Origin of the sequence: Limobrevibacterium gyesilva (genome assembly GCF_025989185.1) — a bacterium.
Classification (GTDB): Bacteria; Pseudomonadota; Alphaproteobacteria; order Acetobacterales; family Acetobacteraceae; genus Limobrevibacterium; species Limobrevibacterium gyesilva.
The window spans coordinates 17,706-35,787 of the sequence record NZ_JAPDNT010000030.1; the positions used below are offsets into that span (position 1 = coordinate 17,706).

The 18,082-nt window shown below is 69.5% G+C and carries 16 protein-coding genes; 8 read left to right on the forward strand and 8 right to left on the reverse strand.

The window, feature by feature from the left end; genetic code table 11:
- The first annotated feature begins 73 nt into the window (after nucleotides 1–73).
- Nucleotides 74–3,493: an indolepyruvate ferredoxin oxidoreductase family protein gene (locus tag OL599_RS21390; protein ID WP_264716050.1), complete on the forward strand. Its 3,420-nt coding sequence runs from the start codon at nucleotides 74–76 to the stop codon at nucleotides 3,491–3,493.
- Between the two features lie 15 nt (nucleotides 3,494–3,508).
- On the opposite strand, the gene OL599_RS21395 is transcribed toward OL599_RS21390, so the two are convergent.
- Nucleotides 3,509–4,141 carry a short chain dehydrogenase gene (locus OL599_RS21395; protein WP_264716051.1) on the reverse strand — a complete coding sequence of 211 codons (633 nt, stop codon included), beginning with the start codon at nucleotides 4,139–4,141 and terminating at the stop codon, nucleotides 3,509–3,511.
- A 263-nt stretch (nucleotides 4,142–4,404) separates the two neighbouring features.
- Here OL599_RS21395 and OL599_RS21400 point away from each other — a divergent pair, with 263 nt between their 5' ends.
- Entirely contained in the window at nucleotides 4,405–5,637 is a 1,233-nt protein-coding gene (locus OL599_RS21400) for a M20/M25/M40 family metallo-hydrolase (RefSeq protein ID WP_264716052.1), read from the forward strand.
- 257 nt (nucleotides 5,638–5,894) lie between these two features.
- Nucleotides 5,895–6,581: a DUF642 domain-containing protein gene (locus tag OL599_RS21405; RefSeq protein WP_264716053.1), complete on the forward strand. Its 687-nt coding sequence runs from the start codon at nucleotides 5,895–5,897 to the stop codon at nucleotides 6,579–6,581.
- 37 nt (nucleotides 6,582–6,618) lie between these two features.
- Here OL599_RS21405 and OL599_RS21410 read toward each other — a convergent pair whose 3' ends face one another.
- The 5 genes from OL599_RS21410 to OL599_RS21430 all read right to left on the reverse strand — a co-directional run bounded on the left by OL599_RS21410 (nucleotide 6,619) and on the right by OL599_RS21430 (nucleotide 12,091).
- A complete protein-coding gene (locus tag OL599_RS21410) occupies nucleotides 6,619–7,038 on the reverse strand; it encodes a hypothetical protein (RefSeq protein WP_264716054.1) in 420 nt (139 codons plus the stop codon).
- A gap of 177 nt (nucleotides 7,039–7,215) precedes the next feature.
- Complete coding sequence (gene sugE, locus OL599_RS21415; protein WP_264716055.1) at nucleotides 7,216–7,530, reverse strand: quaternary ammonium compound efflux SMR transporter SugE; 315 nt, start codon at nucleotides 7,528–7,530, stop codon at nucleotides 7,216–7,218.
- 96 nt (nucleotides 7,531–7,626) lie between these two features.
- Nucleotides 7,627–8,037, reverse strand: a complete 411-nt coding sequence (locus tag OL599_RS21420) for a VOC family protein (protein WP_264716056.1) — start codon at nucleotides 8,035–8,037, stop codon at nucleotides 7,627–7,629.
- A 27-nt stretch (nucleotides 8,038–8,064) separates the two neighbouring features.
- The gene (locus tag OL599_RS21425) at nucleotides 8,065–10,119 is read right to left on the reverse strand and encodes a hydantoinase/oxoprolinase family protein (protein WP_264716057.1); all 2,055 of its coding nucleotides are present in this window, start codon (nucleotides 10,117–10,119) and stop codon (nucleotides 8,065–8,067) included.
- A 211-nt stretch (nucleotides 10,120–10,330) separates the two neighbouring features.
- A complete protein-coding gene (locus OL599_RS21430; RefSeq protein ID WP_264716058.1) occupies nucleotides 10,331–12,091 on the reverse strand; it encodes a hydantoinase B/oxoprolinase family protein in 1,761 nt (586 codons plus the stop codon).
- Between the two features lie 56 nt (nucleotides 12,092–12,147).
- Here OL599_RS21430 and OL599_RS21435 point away from each other — a divergent pair, with 56 nt between their 5' ends.
- On the forward strand, nucleotides 12,148–12,759 hold the full coding sequence (locus OL599_RS21435) for a glutathione S-transferase family protein (protein WP_264716059.1): 612 nt from the start codon (nucleotides 12,148–12,150) through the stop codon (nucleotides 12,757–12,759).
- A 50-nt stretch (nucleotides 12,760–12,809) separates the two neighbouring features.
- Here OL599_RS21435 and OL599_RS21440 read toward each other — a convergent pair whose 3' ends face one another.
- Nucleotides 12,810–14,027 carry an ABC transporter substrate-binding protein gene (locus OL599_RS21440; protein WP_264716060.1) on the reverse strand — a complete coding sequence of 406 codons (1,218 nt, stop codon included), beginning with the start codon at nucleotides 14,025–14,027 and terminating at the stop codon, nucleotides 12,810–12,812.
- 146 nt (nucleotides 14,028–14,173) lie between these two features.
- Between OL599_RS21440 and OL599_RS21445 the strand changes: the two genes are divergently transcribed.
- From OL599_RS21445 to OL599_RS21460, 4 genes are read left to right on the forward strand one after another with little or no spacing between them, the layout of a single operon-like run.
- Nucleotides 14,174–15,178 carry an NAD(P)H-quinone oxidoreductase gene (locus tag OL599_RS21445; RefSeq protein WP_264716062.1) on the forward strand — a complete coding sequence of 335 codons (1,005 nt, stop codon included), beginning with the start codon at nucleotides 14,174–14,176 and terminating at the stop codon, nucleotides 15,176–15,178.
- Nucleotides 15,175–15,936, forward strand: a complete 762-nt coding sequence (locus OL599_RS21450) for an SDR family oxidoreductase (protein ID WP_264716063.1) — start codon at nucleotides 15,175–15,177, stop codon at nucleotides 15,934–15,936. Before OL599_RS21445 ends, OL599_RS21450 begins: the two co-directional genes overlap by 4 nt.
- Nucleotides 15,936–16,856: a DMT family transporter gene (locus OL599_RS21455; RefSeq protein ID WP_264716064.1), complete on the forward strand. Its 921-nt coding sequence runs from the start codon at nucleotides 15,936–15,938 to the stop codon at nucleotides 16,854–16,856. The genes OL599_RS21450 and OL599_RS21455 overlap by 1 nt, the downstream gene beginning before the upstream one ends.
- Before the next feature lie 7 nt (nucleotides 16,857–16,863).
- The gene (locus OL599_RS21460; protein ID WP_264716065.1) at nucleotides 16,864–17,622 is read left to right on the forward strand and encodes an alpha/beta fold hydrolase; all 759 of its coding nucleotides are present in this window, start codon (nucleotides 16,864–16,866) and stop codon (nucleotides 17,620–17,622) included.
- A 183-nt stretch (nucleotides 17,623–17,805) separates the two neighbouring features.
- Here the strand turns inward: OL599_RS21460 and OL599_RS21465 are convergent, their stop codons facing one another.
- Nucleotides 17,806–18,015 (reverse strand): hypothetical protein, encoded by a 210-nt coding sequence (locus tag OL599_RS21465; RefSeq protein ID WP_264716066.1) that lies wholly within the window; start codon nucleotides 18,013–18,015, stop codon nucleotides 17,806–17,808.
- Nucleotides 18,016–18,082 lie beyond the last annotated feature (67 nt).

Sequence of the window (18,082 nt, forward strand, 5' to 3'; positions counted from 1 at the left end):
CCCATTCGGCGCTTTGATACGCCAGCATGTCTGCCATAATCTCGGGTAAACGGGTGGAAACGGAGCCGGTGACATGAAGCATTCAGCCGTCACGCTCGAAGACAAGTACCAGATCGACAGCGACCGGTTCTACCTTACGGGTACGCAGGCGCTGGTGCGGCTGCCGTTGCTGCAGCGGCGGCTCGATGTCGCGGCCGGGCTCAACACCGCGGGCTTCGTCTCCGGCTATCGCGGCTCGCCGCTGGGTCAGGTCGACATCCAGATGTGGCAGGCCCGCAAGCACCTGGAAGAGCAGCACATCCACTTCCAGCCCGGCGTGAACGAGGAGCTGGCGGCCACCGCCATCTGGGGCAGCCAGCAGGTGCCGCTGCTGCGCGGCGCGAAATATGACGGCGTCTTCGCCTACTGGTATGGCAAGGGGCCGGGCGTCGACCGCAGCGGCGACGTGTTCCGCCACGCCAACTATGCCGGCACCACCCGCACCGGCGGCGTGCTGCTGCTCGCCGGCGACGACCATGCCTGCAAGTCCTCGACCGTGCCGCACCAGAGCGAGCCGGCGCTGATTGCCGGCTCCATCCCCGTGCTGGTGCCGGCCGACGTGCGCGACCTGCTGGAGCTCGGCCTGCATGGCTGGGCGATGTCGCGCTGGTCCGGCCGCTATATCGGCTTCAAGACGGTCGCCGACGTGGTGGACAGCTCCGCCTCCGTCGCCTTCGACCTCGCGGCGTTCCGCATCCGCACTCCCGAAGGCCCGCACCCCGATGCCGGCTTCCGCCTGCCCGACCCGCCGATGGAGCAGGAGGCCCGCGTCTTCAATGTCGGCATTCCCGCCGCCCAGGACTACGTCCGCGCCAACGGCCTCGACCGCATCATGCTCGACCCGCCCGGCACGCGCATCGGCATCATCACCGCCGGCAAGTCGTACCACGACACGCGGCAGGCGCTGTCCGAACTGGGCATCGACAATGGCGTCCGCCTGCTGAAACTCGCGCTGGTCTGGCCGGTCGATCCCGCCATCATCCGGCACTTCGCCGCCGGGCTCGACGAGATCATCGTCGTCGAGGAGAAGGCGCCGCTGATCGAGCAGCAGGTGCGCGACATCCTCTACGACTGCGCCGTGCGCCCGCGCGTGCTCGGCAAGCGCGACGAGACCGGGGCTGCGTTCCTCAAGCTCGCCGGCGAGTTCTCGTCGGCCGAGATCGCGCTCGCCCTCGGCGGCCGCCTCGCGGGCTTCATGGACGGCGAGGGACTGCGCGCCCGCATGGCCTTCCTGCGCGAGCAGATGCAGGCGAGCGAGCACGTCGAGGTCGCCGCCACGCGTCGGCCGTATTTCTGCTCGGGCTGCCCGCACAACACCTCGACGAAAGTGATCGACGGCAGCCGCGCCCTCGGCGGCATCGGCTGTCACACGCTGGCGCTGTGGATGGACCGCAGCACCGACACGTTCAGCCAGATGGGCGGCGAGGGGATGGCCTGGGTAGGCCAGGCGCCGTTCACCGAGGAGAAGCACGTCTTTGCCAATCTCGGCGACGGCACCTATTTCCATTCCGGCTACATGGCGATCCGCGCCGCCGTCGCCTCCGGCGTGAACATCACCTACAAGATCCTGTTCAACGATGCGGTCGCCATGACCGGCGGCCAGCCGGTGGACGGCACCCTCACCGTGCCGCAGATCACCCGCCAGGTCGCCGCCGAAGGCGTCGCCAGGATCGCGGTGGTGACCGACGAGCCGGAGAAGCATGCCGGCGTGACCGATTTCGCGCCCGGCGTCACCGTGCACCATCGCCGCGAGCTGCCGGACATCGAGGCGCAGTTCCGCGACACGGCCGGCACCACCGTCATCGTCTACGACCAGACCTGTGCGTCCGAGAAGCGGCGCCGGCGCAAGCGCGGCACCTTCCCCGACCCGAACAAGCGCGCCTTCATCAACGCCGCGGTGTGCGAAGGCTGCGGCGACTGCTCGAAGACGTCGAACTGCCTGTCGGTGCAGCCGCTGGAAACCGAGTTCGGCACCAAGCGCCGCATCGACCAGTCGAGCTGCAACAAGGATTTCTCCTGCGTCGAGGGATTCTGCCCAAGCTTCGTCACCGTGCATGGCGGCAAGCTGCGCAAGCGCGCGCGCGTGACGGTGGAGGATTTCGCGCTCGGCGAGCCGGCGCTGCCCGCGCTCGACCATCCTTTCGATATTCTCGTCACCGGCATCGGCGGCACCGGCATCGTCACCATCGGCGCGCTGCTCGGCATGGCCGCGCATCTCGACGGCAAGCACGTGACGGTGCTGGACCAGATGGGCATGGCGCAGAAGGGCGGCAGCGTGTTCAGCCATATCCGGCTGGCGGCACGAGCGGAGCAACTGCACGGCCTGCGCATCGGCCGTGGCGACGCCGACCTGCTGCTGGCCTGCGACATGGTGGTGGCCGCCAGCAAGGAGTCGATCGCCGGCCTGCGCCGCGGCGTCTCGCATGTGGTGCTGAACACGCATGAAGTGCCCACCGGCGACTTCGTGATGGACACGGACACGCGCCTGCCCGCCGCGCGGCTGCGCCGCACCATCGTGGACGCGGCCGGTGCGGAGAATGTCGACCAGATCGAAGCGAGCGCGCTCGCCACCGCGCTGCTGGGCGACGCCATCGCCACCAACCTGTTCATGCTCGGCTACGCCTGGCAGAAGGGCCTCGTCCCGCTGGGGCTCGACAGCCTGTTGCAGGCGATCGAGTTGAACGGCACTGCGGTGGAAGCCAACAAGGCCGCGTTCGGCTGGGGCCGCCATGCGGCCGCCGATCTCGCCCGCGTCGCCGCCGCGGCCGGGGTCGCGACGCAGAAGCCGGAGCCGAAGACGCTCGACGACGTCATCGCGGCGCGCATGCGCCATCTCGCGCAGTACCAGAACCGGCGCACCGCGCGGCGCTACCGCAAGCTGGTGGACCGGGTGCGCGAGATCGAGGGCCGCATGTTCTCCGGCGCGACCGCGCTCACCGAGGCCGTGGCGCGCAACTACGCCAAGCTGATCGCCTACAAGGACGAATACGAGGTTGCCCGGCTTTATGCCTCGAAGGAATTTCGCGACGCGCTGGCGGCCCAGTTCGAGAACCCCGAGCGGCTGGAATTCCATCTTGCCCCGCCGCTGCTGGCCAAACGCGATCCGCGCACGGGCCATCTGCAGAAGCGCAGTTTCGGCCCGTGGATGATGACCTGCTTCCGGGCGCTGGCGAAGCTGCGCTTCCTGCGCGGCACCAGGCTCGATCCGTTCGGCCGCACCGACGAACGCCGCGCCGAGCGCGCGCTGATCGGCGACTACGAAGCCCTGGTCGAGGAACTTCTCCAGAAGCTGAAGCCGGAAACGCTGTCCACCGCGGTCGCCCTGGCATCGCTGCCCGAGAAGATCCGCGGCTTCGGCCACGTGAAGGAGCGCGCCATCCGCCAGGCGGAGGCCGAGCGCGCCAAGCTGCTGGAACGGCTGCGTCAGCCCGCGGTGCCGCTGGCCGCCGAGTAACCGGCGGGGAGGGTATCAGACCACCCGATAGACCTGCCCGGTCTGCAATCCTTCCACGCTGCGGCTATACGCCAGCGCCGCACGCGCGGCCGCCACCGGCTCGAAGCCGCGGAAGAACGGCGCGTAGGCCGGCATGGATTCCTGCAGCACGTTCGGGCTCACCACGTTGATGCGGATGCCCCGAGGAAGCTCGATCGCCGCCGCGCGCACGAAGCCCTCCACCGCCGCGTTCACCATGGTCGCCGACGATCCCGCGGCGATCGGGTTGTCGGTCAGGATGCCGGTGGTGAGCGTGATCGATCCGCCGTCGCGCAGCTGCGCCCGCGCCGCGAGCGCCAGGTTCACCTGCCCCATCAGCTTGTTGCGCAGCCCCAGCCCGTATACCGACTCCGCGATCGCCGCAGGCTCGATTGCGGCCAGCGGCACGAAGGCCACTTCGCCGGCCGCGCAGACCACGGCATCCAGTTCCCCGGCCTGTTTCAGCGCCGTGGCGATGCTGGCGGGATCGGTGATGTCGATGCGGATGTCGCCCGACTTGCTGCCGGCGGCAATGATGTCGTGGCGCGCGCCGAGTTCGGCGGCGACCGCGCGGCCCAGCGTGCCGCTGGCGCCGACCAGGAGGACGCGCAGGCGAGGCGTGTCGGACATGGCATGTATCCCTTCGCTGCCGGCTTATCACCGCGAGGCCCCGGCTTCCACCGGCCGTTCGGGGAGCGCCGCCGCCAGCGCGGCCCGCATCGCCCGCGCCGCCTGGACGTGACGCGGCCGCCCGGCTGGAGCAGGTTCGTTTCAAACGAACCTGCTCCAGCTCATTTTTGGCGAGCAATTTCATCGGCACAGATGGAATCGCTACGCGATTCCATCTGTGCCGATATTGCTCTAGGGGAAGGAGGCAACCCCGGAGAGCCCGCATGACCCCGACCGATCACCCGGCGATCCGCGCCTTCCTGCAGGCGCGCCGCGACGCGCAGACGGACTTCCTCGCCGAGCTGGTCAAGGTTCCGTCCGACAACCCGCCCTGCGACTGCGACCCGCACGCCCGCCGCACCGCCGAGCTGCTGGAGGCCCTGGGCTTCACCGTCGAGCGCCATGCGGTGCCGGCCGGGCTGTTGCGCACCCACAACCTCACTTCCATCACCAACCTGATCGTCCGCCGCCGTTTTGGCGACGGCCCGGTCGTCGCCCTCAACGCGCATGGCGACGTGGTGCCGCCCGGCGAGGGCTGGACCGCCGATCCCTACGGCGCCGAGATCCGCGACGGCTGGATGTACGGCCGCGGCGTCGCGGTGTCGAAATCCGACATCGCTACCTACGCCTTTGCCCTGGTGGCCCTGGAGCAGTCCGGCCTGAAGCTGCGCGGCACGGTCGAGCTGCACATCACCTACGACGAGGAATCCGGCGGCGAGCTCGGCCCCGCCTGGCTGCTGCAGCAGGGCATCAGCAAGCCTGATATCGCGCTCGGCGCCGGCTTCTCCTATGCCGTCACCGAGGCGCATAACGGCGTCCTGCATCTGGAAGTGGAAGTCACCGGCCGTTCCGCCCATGCCGCGAAGCCGTTCACCGGCATCGACGCGCTGGAGGCGGCGAACCACATCCTCTCGGCCCTCTACGCCTGGCGGAAAACCCTTGCCACCCGCGCCTCCGCCATCGCCGGCATCGGGGCGCCGCAGATGACGGTCGGGCTGATTTCCGGCGGCATCAACACCAACGTGGTGCCCGACCGCGTGACCTTTCGCCTCGACCGCCGCATCGTGCCCGAGGAACAGCCGCAGGCGGTGGAGGCCGAGCTGCGCGAGGTCATCGAAGGCGCCGCCCGCGCCTTCCCGCAGGCGCGCCTGTCCATCCGCCGCATCATGCTGGCCACCCCGCTGACCCCCGTGCCGGCCGGCAAGCCGCTCAGCGACCTGCTCTGCGCCCACGCCACCCGGATCATGGGCGAGCCCGTGGCCGCCGGCGGCGTGCCGCTCTACACCGACGCGCGCCACTACGCCGCCGCCGGCGTGCCCGTGGTGCTCTACGGCGCCGGCCCGCGTACGATCGAGGAAGCCAACGCCCACCGCGCCGACGAACGCCTGCCGCTCACGGACCTGCACCGGGCGACGGAGGTGGTGGCCCTCACCCTGGCGGACTATCTGTCGGAATAAGGGGGACGCCCGGCCATACGGCCAACCCTGTCGATCCGCACGCTGATGCTTGAGGCGCCACCGCGCGCGCCGGTCGATCAGGCGTTATTCGCAATGTTTATGCAACCGAACGTCTGAAAACTTTACAATTGACATCATCACGACGTAGGTACTGGCGCAGCCTGGATGTTTGGCCAAGGCGGCCCGAGGCGTGCCTGTCCGCCATGTTCAACGACCCGACATCATGGAGTACCGGTTCCAGCTCAAGGAGACGAGACATGCGCTCCCTGCGAGTAGTACTGGCCTGCGCCGCCGCGATCCTGGTCACGAGCTCGATCGCTCAGGCGAATCTCCTCAGCAATGGAAGCTTCGAAACCCCTCTGGTGCCGATTGGCAATTTCACGACATTCCCGTCGGGCTCAGCGGGCATCACGGGATGGACGGTCGTGGGGCCCATTGGCACGAATGTCGCGATCGTGAGCGGAACATTCTCGCAGAACGGGGTTTTGTTCCCCGCCCAAGACGGTATCCAGTGGCTGGATCTCACCGGACTCAACAGCAACACCACGGAGGGGGTCGCGCAGGCGGTGACCACCAATCCAGGCGACCTGTATCAGCTGTCTTATTTCATCGGCAACACGACCGGCGGAGGCATTTTCGGAACGACCAGCACGGTGAACGTATCCCTCAATGGCGTGCCGGCGTTCGGCGACACCAATTCAAATGCCAGCCCGACAACCTTGAATTGGCAGCAATTCACGCACAACTTCGTGGCCAGTGCCGGCGCAACGACGTTGACGTTCATCAACGGCGATCCCGCGAATGACAACAGCAACGGCTTGGACAACGTCGTGCTTCTGGACCTGGGGCCTGCGTCACAACCCATACCCGAACCTGCGTCTCTCGCGCTGTTCGGTGCCGGGCTTGCCTGCCTTGGCCTGATCCGCCGCCGCCAGGCCGGGTAACGTCCGTGTCCGGGCGTTCAGTGAGCGGTTGGGCCGTTCACGACCGGTCGGCGTTCAGCGTGTAGAAGCAGGCAACGCCGTCGACGTTGCCGGTCATGTGGCCGCCGGCGATCCGGCCGCTGATCGTTCCGGTCTGGTCGCCGTTGCCCTTGAACGAGCCATCGGCGGCGACGGCCGCGGTATAGGTCACTGTCCTCCGGTCAGGATAGCCAGGATGCGGCTGGGCGTAGGTGAACGTTCCGCCTGTCACCTGCAGCGTCACGTCCCTGTCGGTGTTGCAGAACGATTTCTGCGCCATGGGGTCGATATAGGTGATGTCGACCGCGCCCCGGTACGTCCCGTCATATGCGGGGCTGGGCGGTGCCGCGGCCGGCGTGGCCAGGGGTGGCTGGCCGGAGCAGCCGGCCAATGCGATGCCAAGGGCCAGCGCAGCCGGCCCGTGTCGCCAGGCAACCATGATGATCCCTCCGCCACAGGAACGTTGCAGGTCTGTTCGTTGGCCCGTCGAGGCAATCGGCCGGTCATCACTGTAGCGCCAGGGGCGGGACGTTGGCGTGCCGCTTTGCGCGGCCGGCGATCACATTGCGGAGGGAGACGACTGCGGCGCGAGGCGCCAATGACGCGGAGTCCGCCCTCACGCCACGAGCTTGAGCCCGACGATGCCTGCCACGATGAGGCCGATACAGGAGAGGCGGATGGCGGTCGCGGGTTCGCCCAGCAGATAGATGCCGAGCAGCGCGGTGCCGACGGTGCCGATACCCGTCCACACGGCGTAGGCCGTGCCCACCGGAAGCGTCTTCAACGCGAGGCCGAGCAGGCCGAGGCTGACGATCATGCTCAGGACGGTGAGCGCGGTGGGGAGCGGGCGGGTGAAGCCCTCGGTGTATTTCAGCCCGATCGCCCAGCCGATCTCGAACACGCCGGCGAAGAAGAGATAGACCCAAGGCATGACAACCCCTCTGGAATTGGCTGGCAGGGTCGTCCCTCCCGGGATGTTCGGCAAGGCGCGAGGCCGTCCTCGCCGTTTCCTTCTAGGGCCACTGCCTCAGTCCGCGCGACCTGCGAACAGCAGCAGGTTGCCATCCGGGTCCTCGACGATGAAGGTCTCCGCACCCCAGGGCTGCCGTGTCAGCGCCTCATGGAACAGGACGCCTGCGGACTGGAATTCCCGGAAGAGCTGCCTGATGCCTTCGACGGCGATGGCGGCGGACAACAGGCTTTCGCGCTTGCGCAGCGCGCTGTCGAAGACGGGTCGATCGACATGCCGGAGGTTGAGCCGCGCGCCGTCCCGGCACACCTGGCCGTAGAATGGCGGATCGCCGTAGACGAATGCGATGGTGAAGCCGAGCTTGACGGTGAAGAAATCGCAGGATGCCTTGATGTCGGAGACGAAGAGCTGCGGCTCGGCGGCCGTCAGGACAGGGCGGGGCGAGTCCTGGTCCGCTGCGTCGGGCATGGCTGCGGTTCCTGTGTCCGGTGCCTTCTACTGCAATTCGATCCGCACGTTCCCGAACGCATCGAGCGCCGCCGAGGCGCCAGGCGGCACCAGACAGGTGGCGTCGTATTCCTGCACGATCAGGGGCCCCTGGCGCGGCGTGGTCGCCAGGCCGGCGCGGGCCAGCACCGGCGTGTCGGTCCAACCGGTGGCCTCGAACCAGGCGCGGCGGCAGGGCGGGACCGTGGCGGTGGCGGGTGGGATACGGGCGGGCAGGCGGGGGTGCTCGGGGATGCCGCGGGCGATGACGGACAGGCCCATCAGTTCCACCGGCTCGCCGGGCGGGGCGCGGAAGCCGTAGGTGCGGGCGTGCTCGGCGGCGAAGGCTTCGGGCAGGGCGGCGAGGATGGCGGGGGCGTCGCCGTCGGGCAGCGGCACGGAGAGCTCGCTGGACTGGCCGACATAGCGGGCGCGGGCGGTGCGCGTGGCGCTGCGGCGGTCCGGCGGGAAGCCGTCCTCGGCCAGGCGGTCCGCGCCCTCCTGCAGCAGGGCGTCGAGCGCGGTCTGCAGCGCGGCGGGGTCGGCAGTGCGCATGCGCAGCGAGCGGGTGGCGTGGTGTTCGGTGTCGGCCAGCAGCAGGCCGAAGGCGCTGAACAGGCCGGGCATGGGCGGGACGATGACGCGCCTGATGCCGAGCTCGGCGGCGATGCCGGCGGCAAACAGCGGGCCGTTGCCGCCGAAGGCCAGCAGCGAGAAGCCGCGCACGTCGCGGCCGCGCTCCACCGACACGGCGCGGATGGCGCGCATCATGGTGGCGGCGGCGAGGCGCAGCATGCCGTGCGCAGCCTGCTCCAGCGGCAGGCCGAGCGGTGCCGCGATGTGATCGGTGACGGCGTGCAGGGCGGCTTCGCGGTCCAGCTTCACGGCGCCGCCGGCGAGGCCCGCGGGATCGAGATAGCCGAGGACGAGGTTGCAGTCGGTGATGGTGGGCTCGGTGCCGCCGCGGCCGTAGCAGACCGGGCCGGGATCGGCGCCGGCGGAATGCGGGCCAACCTTGGGGGCGCCGGCCGCGTCGAGCCGGCAGATGGAGCCGCCGCCGGCGCCGACCTCGGCGAGGTCGATGGCCGGCAGCTTCAGCATGTAGCCGGCGCCGACCAGCAGGCGGGCCCCGGCCATGACGCCGGCGCCCACTTCCATTGCCTCGGTGCGCAGCACGTGGCCGTCTTCGACCAGGCCGGCCTTGGCGGTGGTGCCGCCCATGTCGAAGGTGATGAGGCGGTCTTCCTGCAATCGTGCCGCCAGGGCGGCGGCGCCGACCACGCCGGCGGCGGGGCCGCTTTCGACGATATGGGCGGGGAAGGCGGCCGCGTGCCCGGCCGCGGCGAGGCCGCCATTGGACTGCATCAGGTGCAGCGGGGCGGTAATGCCCAACGCGCGCAGCCGGGCGCTCAATGCGGTGAGATAGGCGCGCACCACGGGCTGCACATAGGCGTTCACCACCGTCGTGCTGGTGCGCGGATACTCCTTGATCTCCGGCAGGATCTCGTGGCTGACCGACAGCGCGACGTCGGGCAGGGCGGCGCGCAGGGCATCGGCGACCGCACGTTCATGCGCGGGATTGGCGTAGCTGTGCAGCAGGCAGATGGCGACGCTCTGCACGCCCTCGGCACGGATGCGCTCGATGCAGGCGGCGATGCTGGCGGGATCGAGCGGGACGGCGATGCTGCCGTCCGGCCGGGTCTTTTCGGAAACCTCCAGGCGCAGCCGGCGCTCGACGAGCGCGGGCGGCTTGGTCCAGTGCATGTCGTAGAGGCGGGGCATGCGCAGGTCGCGGATTTCCAGCACGTCGCGGAAGCCGGCGGTCGTGATCAGGGCAGTGCGGGCGCCCTTGCCCTCCAGGATCGTGTTCGATCCGACCGTGGTGGCGTGCAGGACTTCCGCAACAGCCTCGCCGGTCAGCAGGGCGGCGAGCCCCGTGGCGATCCCCTGGCTGTAGTCGTGCGGGGTGGAGGCGGTCTTGTGCGTGCGCACCGTTCCGTCGGGGGCGATCGCGACAAGGTCCGTGAAGGTGCCGCCGATGTCGATGCCGATGCGGAGGGACATTCAGGGATTCCGGTGATTGTGAGTGAGGAAGGCGAGGGCTCTGCCCTCGACCCGGCAAAGGCCGGGGGCCTTTGCAAACCCGATCTGCTCTTGGCTGCGGCTGTCTCCTTCAGTTGATATCAATTGAAGGTCGTTGATACAGCCGAGAGAGTCTGGGATTGCCAAGGCTCCGCCTTGGCTGGGGTCCAGGGGCAAAGCCCCTGGCCTTGCCTTAATTGTCATCATGCAACGGCCGCCACGCGACAATCGGCGCAGGCTTGCGCTTCGCGCGAAGTTGCGTACGCAAGGCGTGCGTAGCGGCGTGGTCGATGATCGGCGGATCGCCACCGGCAACAACGCCGTAGTCGCGCGCCGCGCCCTCGATGGTGACGAGGCCGTCGCGCAGGTCTTTCGCAACGAGATCGAGGCTGCGGTCCAGCGGGTTGCCCCAGCCGCCGGCGCCGGGCAGTTCGTGGCGGAAGACCTGGCCGCGCTTCAGCGTCATGGTCAGCTTGGCGGCGAGCTCGCTTTCGCCCAGCAGGGCGTTGCGGCTGGGCGTGCCGGGGCCGCCGCCGTGCAGGCCGTAGGGGCGGTGGGTGTGGCGGTCGGCGCGGACCTGCAGGATGCCTTCGTGGGCGAGCATGCGCCAGGTGCGGGCGAGGCTCATGCCGCCGCGGAAGCGGCCGGGGCCGCCGGTGTCCGGCACCATGCCGTAGTCGAGGATCTCAAGCGGGTTTTCCGCCTCGATCACTTCGATGCTGAAGCTGGCCATGTTGGCGAACATGGTGGTGTTGCAGTCGAGGCCGTCGGCCCAGGGGCGGGCGCCCCAGGCGGCGGAGAGGAAATCGACATAGATGTACGGCCGGCGTTCCTCGTCGTAGCCGCCGATGGTGATGCCGGTGTTGCCGCCGTCGGAGGCGGCGAAGACGCGGTCGGGGTAGAGCAAGGCGAGGGCGCCGAACGCACAGTCGGCGGCGCGGAAGCCGGTGAGGCCGCGGGCGGCGCAGGCGGCGGGAAGCACGCCGTTGGTGACGGTGCCGGCGGGCACGGTCACGTCGATGCAGCGGAACACGCCGTCGTTGTTGGGCATGTTGACGGACAGTACCGACTTCGCCGCGGTGAACGAGGCGGCGGCTGTGTAGCTCCAGGTGTTGTTGATCGCACCTTTGACTTGCGGAGAGGAGCCGGTCCAGTCGAACGACATGTGCTCGCCCTGCTTGCGCACGGTGCAGACGAGCTTGATGGGAACGCCGGCGTCGATCTGATCGTCGTCGATCCAGTCGGTGAACGTGGCCTCGCCGTCCGGCAGTTCGGACAGGCAGTGGCGGGCCAGGCGCTCGCTGTGCGCCATGGTGGCGTCCATCAGCGCGCGCAGGCCGGCGGCGCCGTGGCGGGCGAGCAGGTCGGCGAGGCCCCGGGCGGCAATCTCGCAGGCGGCGAGCTGGGCGCGCAGGTCGCCCATCACGCGGGCGGGCAGACGCACGTTGCGGTCGATCATGCGCAGCAGGGTCTCGTTGGGCACGCCGCGGTCGTGCAGCTTCAGCGGCGGGATGCGCAGGCCCTCGGCATAGATCTCGGTGCTGTCGGAGGCGTTGGAGCCGGGCACGCGGCCGCCGACATCGGTGTGGTGGCAGATGGTGGCGGCCCAGGCGATGGGCTTGCCGTCGGCGAAGACGGGGCGGAACACGAAGATGTCCGGCAGATGCATGCCCCCGTCATAGGGGTCGTTCATGGTCAGCACGTCGCCTTCGTGGATGTCGGCGCCGAAATGGCGCAGGCAGGATTGCAGGGCGACGGGGATGGAACAGATATGGCCGGGCAGGCTGAGGCCCTGGGCCACCAGCCGTCCCTGCGAATCGCAGATGGCCGTGCTGTAGTCCATGATGTTCTTGAGGACGCCGGAATAGGCGGCGCGATAGATGGTCAGCGCCATCTCGTCGCCGAGGGCGACGATGGCGTTGCGGAACAGCTCTTCGGTGATCGGGTCCTGCATGGGCCGCGAGCTTACAGGGTGATCGGCGGGTGGGGAAATATGGGGCGGGGGATGGGATGATCACGGTGTATGGCTACACGCCTTCGGGCAATTGCTGGAAGGTGGCAACGATCCTGCGGCTGGCCGGGCGGCCGTTTCGCTGGGTGGAGGTGGATTCCAACGCGGGCGAGACGCGCACGCCGGAATTCCTGGCGCGCAATCCCGTCGGCAAGATTCCGGTGGCGGAGCTGGAGGACGGCACGGTGCTGATCGAATCCAACGCCATGCTCGGGCATTTCGCGGAAGGCACGCTTTGGCTGCCGGCGGCCGGGCTGGCGCGGACGCGGGTGTATGAGTGGCTGTTCTTCGAGCAGTACAGCCACGAACCCTATATCGCCGTCGCCCGCAATATCGTGTCGTTCCTGCGCCAGAGCGAGCAGCAGGCGGTGCGGCTGGAGCAGTGCCGCGTGGGCGGGGAGCGGGCGCTGGATGTGATGGAGCGGCGGCTGGCGGGACATCAGTGGCTGACCGATGCGGGGCCCACGATCGCCGACATCGCGCTGTGCGGCTACACCCAGGTTGCCGACGAGGGCGGTTTCGAGCTGGCGCGCTGGCCGGGCGTCTCGGCGTGGCTGGGGCGGATGCGGGGGTTGCCTGACATCGTGATGCTGGACCGCGCGCCGGGATAGAAGCGGGGCAGACGGGCACGTCAGGAACGGCATCGGCGGCCTGCGCGTGATCAGCTGCCCAACACGCCCAGCGGTTCGGCCACCGCGGCGTCGGCGGGGAAGACTGTCACCTGCATGCCCTTCTGCCATTGCAGCAGGAAGGGCTGGGCGCGGGTGTTCTGGCCCTTGTCGTCGAACTTCGCGCCCCAACCGGTGGCGGTGTGGCCGATCGGGATGTCGGTGGCCAGCACGGCGGCGCGCACCTTGTCCTTGTCGGTGGAGCCGGCGCGGGCGATCACGTCGAGGAACAGCTTGCCGCCCATGTAGTTGGCGAGCGAATGGCCGGAGCGCGGCGGCGCGCCGTATTTCTTCTGGTAGGCGACGGCCACGGCGGCGGCACCTGGCGCCATCTTCTCGTTCACCTTGTACTGCGTGAAATCGACGTTCATGGTGCCTTCGAAATCCGCGCCCACCGCCTGCATCGTGTCGTTCAGCGAATAGCCGGCGCCGGAGCCGATGATCATCCGCGGCTTCCAGCCCGCCTGCTTCATGCCGCGGTAGAGCAGCACGATGTCGTTGGAAAAGCCGGTGTGCAGCACGACATCGACGTCGGCACCGCGCAAGCGCTGGATGGTCGAGGACAGGTCGGTGGTGCTGGCGGCATAGGCCATCTTCTCGACGACGTTCAGGCCCTGCTCCTTGCAGCGCTTCTCCTGGAAGCCGGCAACGGTGCTGCCGTACAGCGCGTCCTCGTGCAGGATCGCGATCTTCAGGGATTTCGCCTCGACCTTCCACAGCGGCGCCAGCGCGTCGCCGATGGTGTCCACCGACACGACCGCGAAGTTGCTGGCGACGGCGCAGCTGCGGAACAGATACTTGAAGCCGCGCTCGGTAATCGGATCGCTGATGGCGCCGAGCTCGAAATACGGCACGCCGGCGAGCTCGGTCACTTGGGTCGCGGCGAAAGCCAGGGCGGAGGAATAGGTGCCGAAGATCGCCGGCACGCGCTCGGCGCTCATGAGACGGCGGGCCTCGCTGATGGCCTGGTTCTGGTCCACCGCGTCGCCCTTCACCAGGCGGATCGGCTTGCCCAGCAGGCCGCCGGCGGCATTGCGTTCGTCGGCGGCGAGTTCCAGGCCGCGATAGCTTTCGTCCCCGAGCAAAGCGAGACCGCCGGAGAACGGATACAGGGCGCCGAGAGCCAGCGTGTTGGCCTGGGCGCGGGCGGCGAAAGTTGCGGTGGCAGCAAGGCCCGTACCCAGCAGCAGGCTGCGGCGGGTGGTTTGCATGGTCATCCCTCCGGAACATTCACGCTTTGCCGCAAGTCTCCGCCGCGCCAGCGGGGCGTGCAAGCCGCATTCCGTTGGCAACTTGACGGCGCGGCCCGTCCGGCCGACCAATTGCCCGACCTGAGCGACCAGAAGGATCCCCGGCCATGGCCTTGCCCGACAGCATGACATACATCGCCGCCGCCGGCGCGGGCGGGCCCGAGGTGTTGAAGCCTGCCACCGGCCCGCTGCCGGAGCCGAAGGCGGACGAAGTGCTGATCCGGGTGCTGGCCGCCGGGGTGAACCGGCCGGACGTGCAGCAGCGCAAGGGCGCCTATCCGCCGCCGCCGGGCGCGAGCCCGATCCTCGGCCTGGAGGTCGCGGGCGAGGTGGTGGCCACGGGCGCCGAGGTCACCAGCTACAAGCCCGGCGACCTTGTGTGCGCGCTGACCAATGGCGGGGCCTATGCCGGGTTTTGCGTGGCCCCGGCAGCGCAGACGCTGCCCTGGCCGAAAGGCTATGATCCGATCCGCGCGGCGGCGCTGCCGGAGACCTATTTCACCGTCTGGGCCAACCTGTTCATGCTCGGCCGGCTGGCGCGCGGCGAGAGCACGCTGATCCATGGCGGCACGTCGGGCATCGGCGTCACCGCGATCCAGTTGGCGAAAGAGTTTGGCAGCACCGTCTATGCCACCGCCGGTTCGGAGGCGAAAACCGAGGCCTGTCGCAGACTCGGTGCGGACGCGGCGATCAACTACCGCAACGCCGATTTCCTTGAGCAGATCAAGACGCTCACCGACGGGCGCGGTGTCGACGTGGTGCTGGACATGGTCGGCGCGCCGTATTTCCCGCGCAACCTGCGCTGCCTCGCGCTGGACGGGCGGCTGGTGCAGATCGCGTTCCTGGAGGGATCGAAGATCGACGGGTTCGACCTCATGCCGATCATGACCCGGCGGCTGACGGTGACGGGCTCGACGATGCGCCCGCGCACGACGGCGCAGAAAGGCGCGATCGCGGCCGAGCTGCGCGCCAAGGTCTGGCCGGTGCTGGATGCCGGGCGATGCGGTCCGGTGATCCATCAGGTGTTTCCGTTGGCGGAGGCCGCGGCGGCGCATGCGCTGATGGAGAGCAGCGCGCATATCGGCAAGATCGTGCTGCACGTCGCGGCATGAGCCATGCCGGCCGCATCGCCGTGGTGACCGGCGCCGGCCAGGGCATCGGCGCGGCCATCGCCCGGGCGCTGGCCGCGCGCGGCGCGCGCGTGGCGGTGCTGGACGTGAATGCCGGGCACGCCGCCGCGGTGGCGGCGGAGATCGGCGGCGTCCCGGCCGCGTGCGACGTGGCCGACTATGCGGCGGTCGATGCCGCCTGTGCGGCGATCGAGGCGGCGCTGGGGGCGCCGGACATCCTGGTGAACAATGCCGGGATCAGCCCCAAGCATGCGGCAGGGGGCCAGGGCGGCGCGCCGGCGCCGGTGCACGCGATGGACCCGGCGGAATGGAACCGCGTGGTCGGCGTGAACCTGACGGGGGCGTGGAACATGATCCGCCGCCTGTCGCCGGGCATGGTGGCCGCGCGGCGCGGGGCGATCGTCAACCAGTCCTCCATCGCCGCGAAGGCGTTCGTGCCGTTCGTCGGCGCGCATTACGCGGCCACCAAGGCGGCGCTGATCGGGCTGACCCGGCATGTGGCGGGCGAACTCGGGCCGCATGGCATCACCGTCAACGCCATCGCGCCTGGGCGCATCGACACGCCGCTGATGCGCACCGTCGATCCCGCGACCAACGAGGCGATCGTCGCGGCAACGGCGTTGCGCCGGCTGGGCACGCCCGAGGATGTCGCCGCCATGGTGTGCTTCCTGACCGGGCCCGACGCCGCTTTCGTCACGGGCCAGACGGTGGACGTCGCCGGCGGCTGGATGATGAGCTGATGGTCGCCGGCGGCGCGGTTCAGGCGGCCGCCGCGCGCCAGGGCGTTCCGGCCGCAGGCATGGTGCAGCTTGCGAGTTCGGTCATCCTGCTCAGCAGCGCCTGGCCGATCACCAAGACGGCGCTGGCGGCGGGGGCGCCGCCGCTGTGGTTCGCGGTGGGACGGGCCGGGTTCTCCGGGCTGATCGCCTTCGCGGTGCTCGGGCTGCTCGGCCGGCTGCGGCTGCCGGGGCGGCAGGACATGCCGACGCTGCTGGCGGTGGGGCTGCTGCAGCTTGCCGGGTTCTTCGCTTTCGCGCATGCGGCCGTGGCCTGGGTGCCGGCGGGGCGCACGGCCATCCTGTGCAACGTGACGACGATCTGGATCGTGCCGCTGTCGCTGCTGGTGCTGCGCGAGGCGATCCCGCCGCGGCGCTGGATCGCGGCGGCGCTGGGCGTGGGCGGCACGGTGGTGCTGATGGGGCCCTGGGCGATCGACTGGTCGGTGCGCGATGTGCTGGTGGGGCACGTGTTCCTGCTTGCCGCCGCGTTCTGCTTCGCGCTGGCGATGACGGTGGTGCGCGCGGCGCCGCCGCGTCTGTCGATGCTGCAGCTGCTGCCCTGGTGCTTTGCCATCGGCACCGCCGCACTGGTGCCGCTGGCATTGTGGCGTGGCGGCGGCATCGGCGCCTGGCCGGCGCCGGTGGTGTGGTCGATCGCCTATATCGGCCTGCTCGCGGGGCCGGTGGGCACGTGGTGCGTGATGCAGGTGGCGGCGACGCTGCCGGCGATGGTGGCCTCGGTCGGCTTCCTGATGACGCCGGCGGCCGGGCTGGCGCTGTCCACCTGGTGGCTGGGCGAGCCGCTTGGCAGCGACCTGCTGCTGGGCTCGGCGCTGATCCTGGGCGGCGTGGGCTGTGCGGCCTGGCCGCAAAGGAAGTGATGCGGACATGATTCTCCATACCGTCGAGAAGGGAGAGGGCCGGCCGCTGGCGCTGCTGCACGGGCTGTTCGGCCAGGCCGCCAATTTCGGCACGGTGCAGAAGATGCTGGCGGCGAAATATCGCGTGCTGGCGCTGGACCTGCGCAACCACGGCGCGAGCCCGCACGCGCCGCGCATGAGTTATCCCGGCATGGCCGAGGACGTGCTGGAGACGCTGCGCCAGCACGCGGCGCTGCCCTGCGCGCTGGCCGGCCATTCCATGGGTGGCAAGGTCGCCATGGCGGCGGCGATCGAGGCGCCGGCGGCGATCGAGCGGCTGCTGGTGGCCGATATCGCGCCGGTGCGCTACCCGCCCGCGTTTCGCGCCTTCGCCCAGGCGATGCAGGCCATCAGGCTGCGGCCAGATCTCTCACGGGCGGAGGCGGACGCAGCGCTGGCCGATGTGGTGGAGGTGCCGGCGGTGCGGGCCTTCCTGCTACAGAACCTGCGCTTCGGCGCGGCCCCGGCCTGGAAGATCGGGCTCGCCGAAATCGCGGCAGCGCTGGCTGACATCGAGGGCTGGCCGGAGCTGGAGGGGCCGTCCTATCCCGGCCCGGCATTGTTCGTGGCCGGCACCCGGTCCGAGTACATTCGCCCCGAACACCGCCCGATGATCCGCAGGCTGTTTCCGGCGGCGCGTTTCGCCACGCTGAAGGATGCCGGCCACTGGCTGCACGCCGACAACCCCGACGGGTTCGTGGCTGTGGTCGATACGTTCATGGCGTGAGCCGGGCCTGCCTCGCGACTGGTTTGGTCGGGTGCGTCGGCTGGGCCCTGATTGGCGGCGGTTCGCCCGATGGAATGTCGCGTCCGGGCGGGATCTCGATCGGAGGACCGGCGGGCGGCGGATCTGGCTTGCCTGGCGGGGGCGGCATTTCAGGCGCTGACGGCGGCTGCGGCAGGCTGGCCATCAGACGCGTCCTTGATGGCGCTGACTCTTGGCGCCCCCGGACTTGGGGTGCGGTACCTTCACGACGCTTCGCGACGGGTTGGTGATCGCCGGCGGATCACTGGCAGGCGACGTGTCATCGAGGGCCCGGTCAAGCCGTTCTTCCTGGCGCTTGTGATGGTCGCTTTGTCGGTGTCCGGCTCCGGCGGGCGGCTTCGGAATCCTGTCCATCTTGTCCTCCTCGGGGGATGTGGAACGATGAACGTGCCTCACCAATAGAGGTTCCCGGACGGCGGCT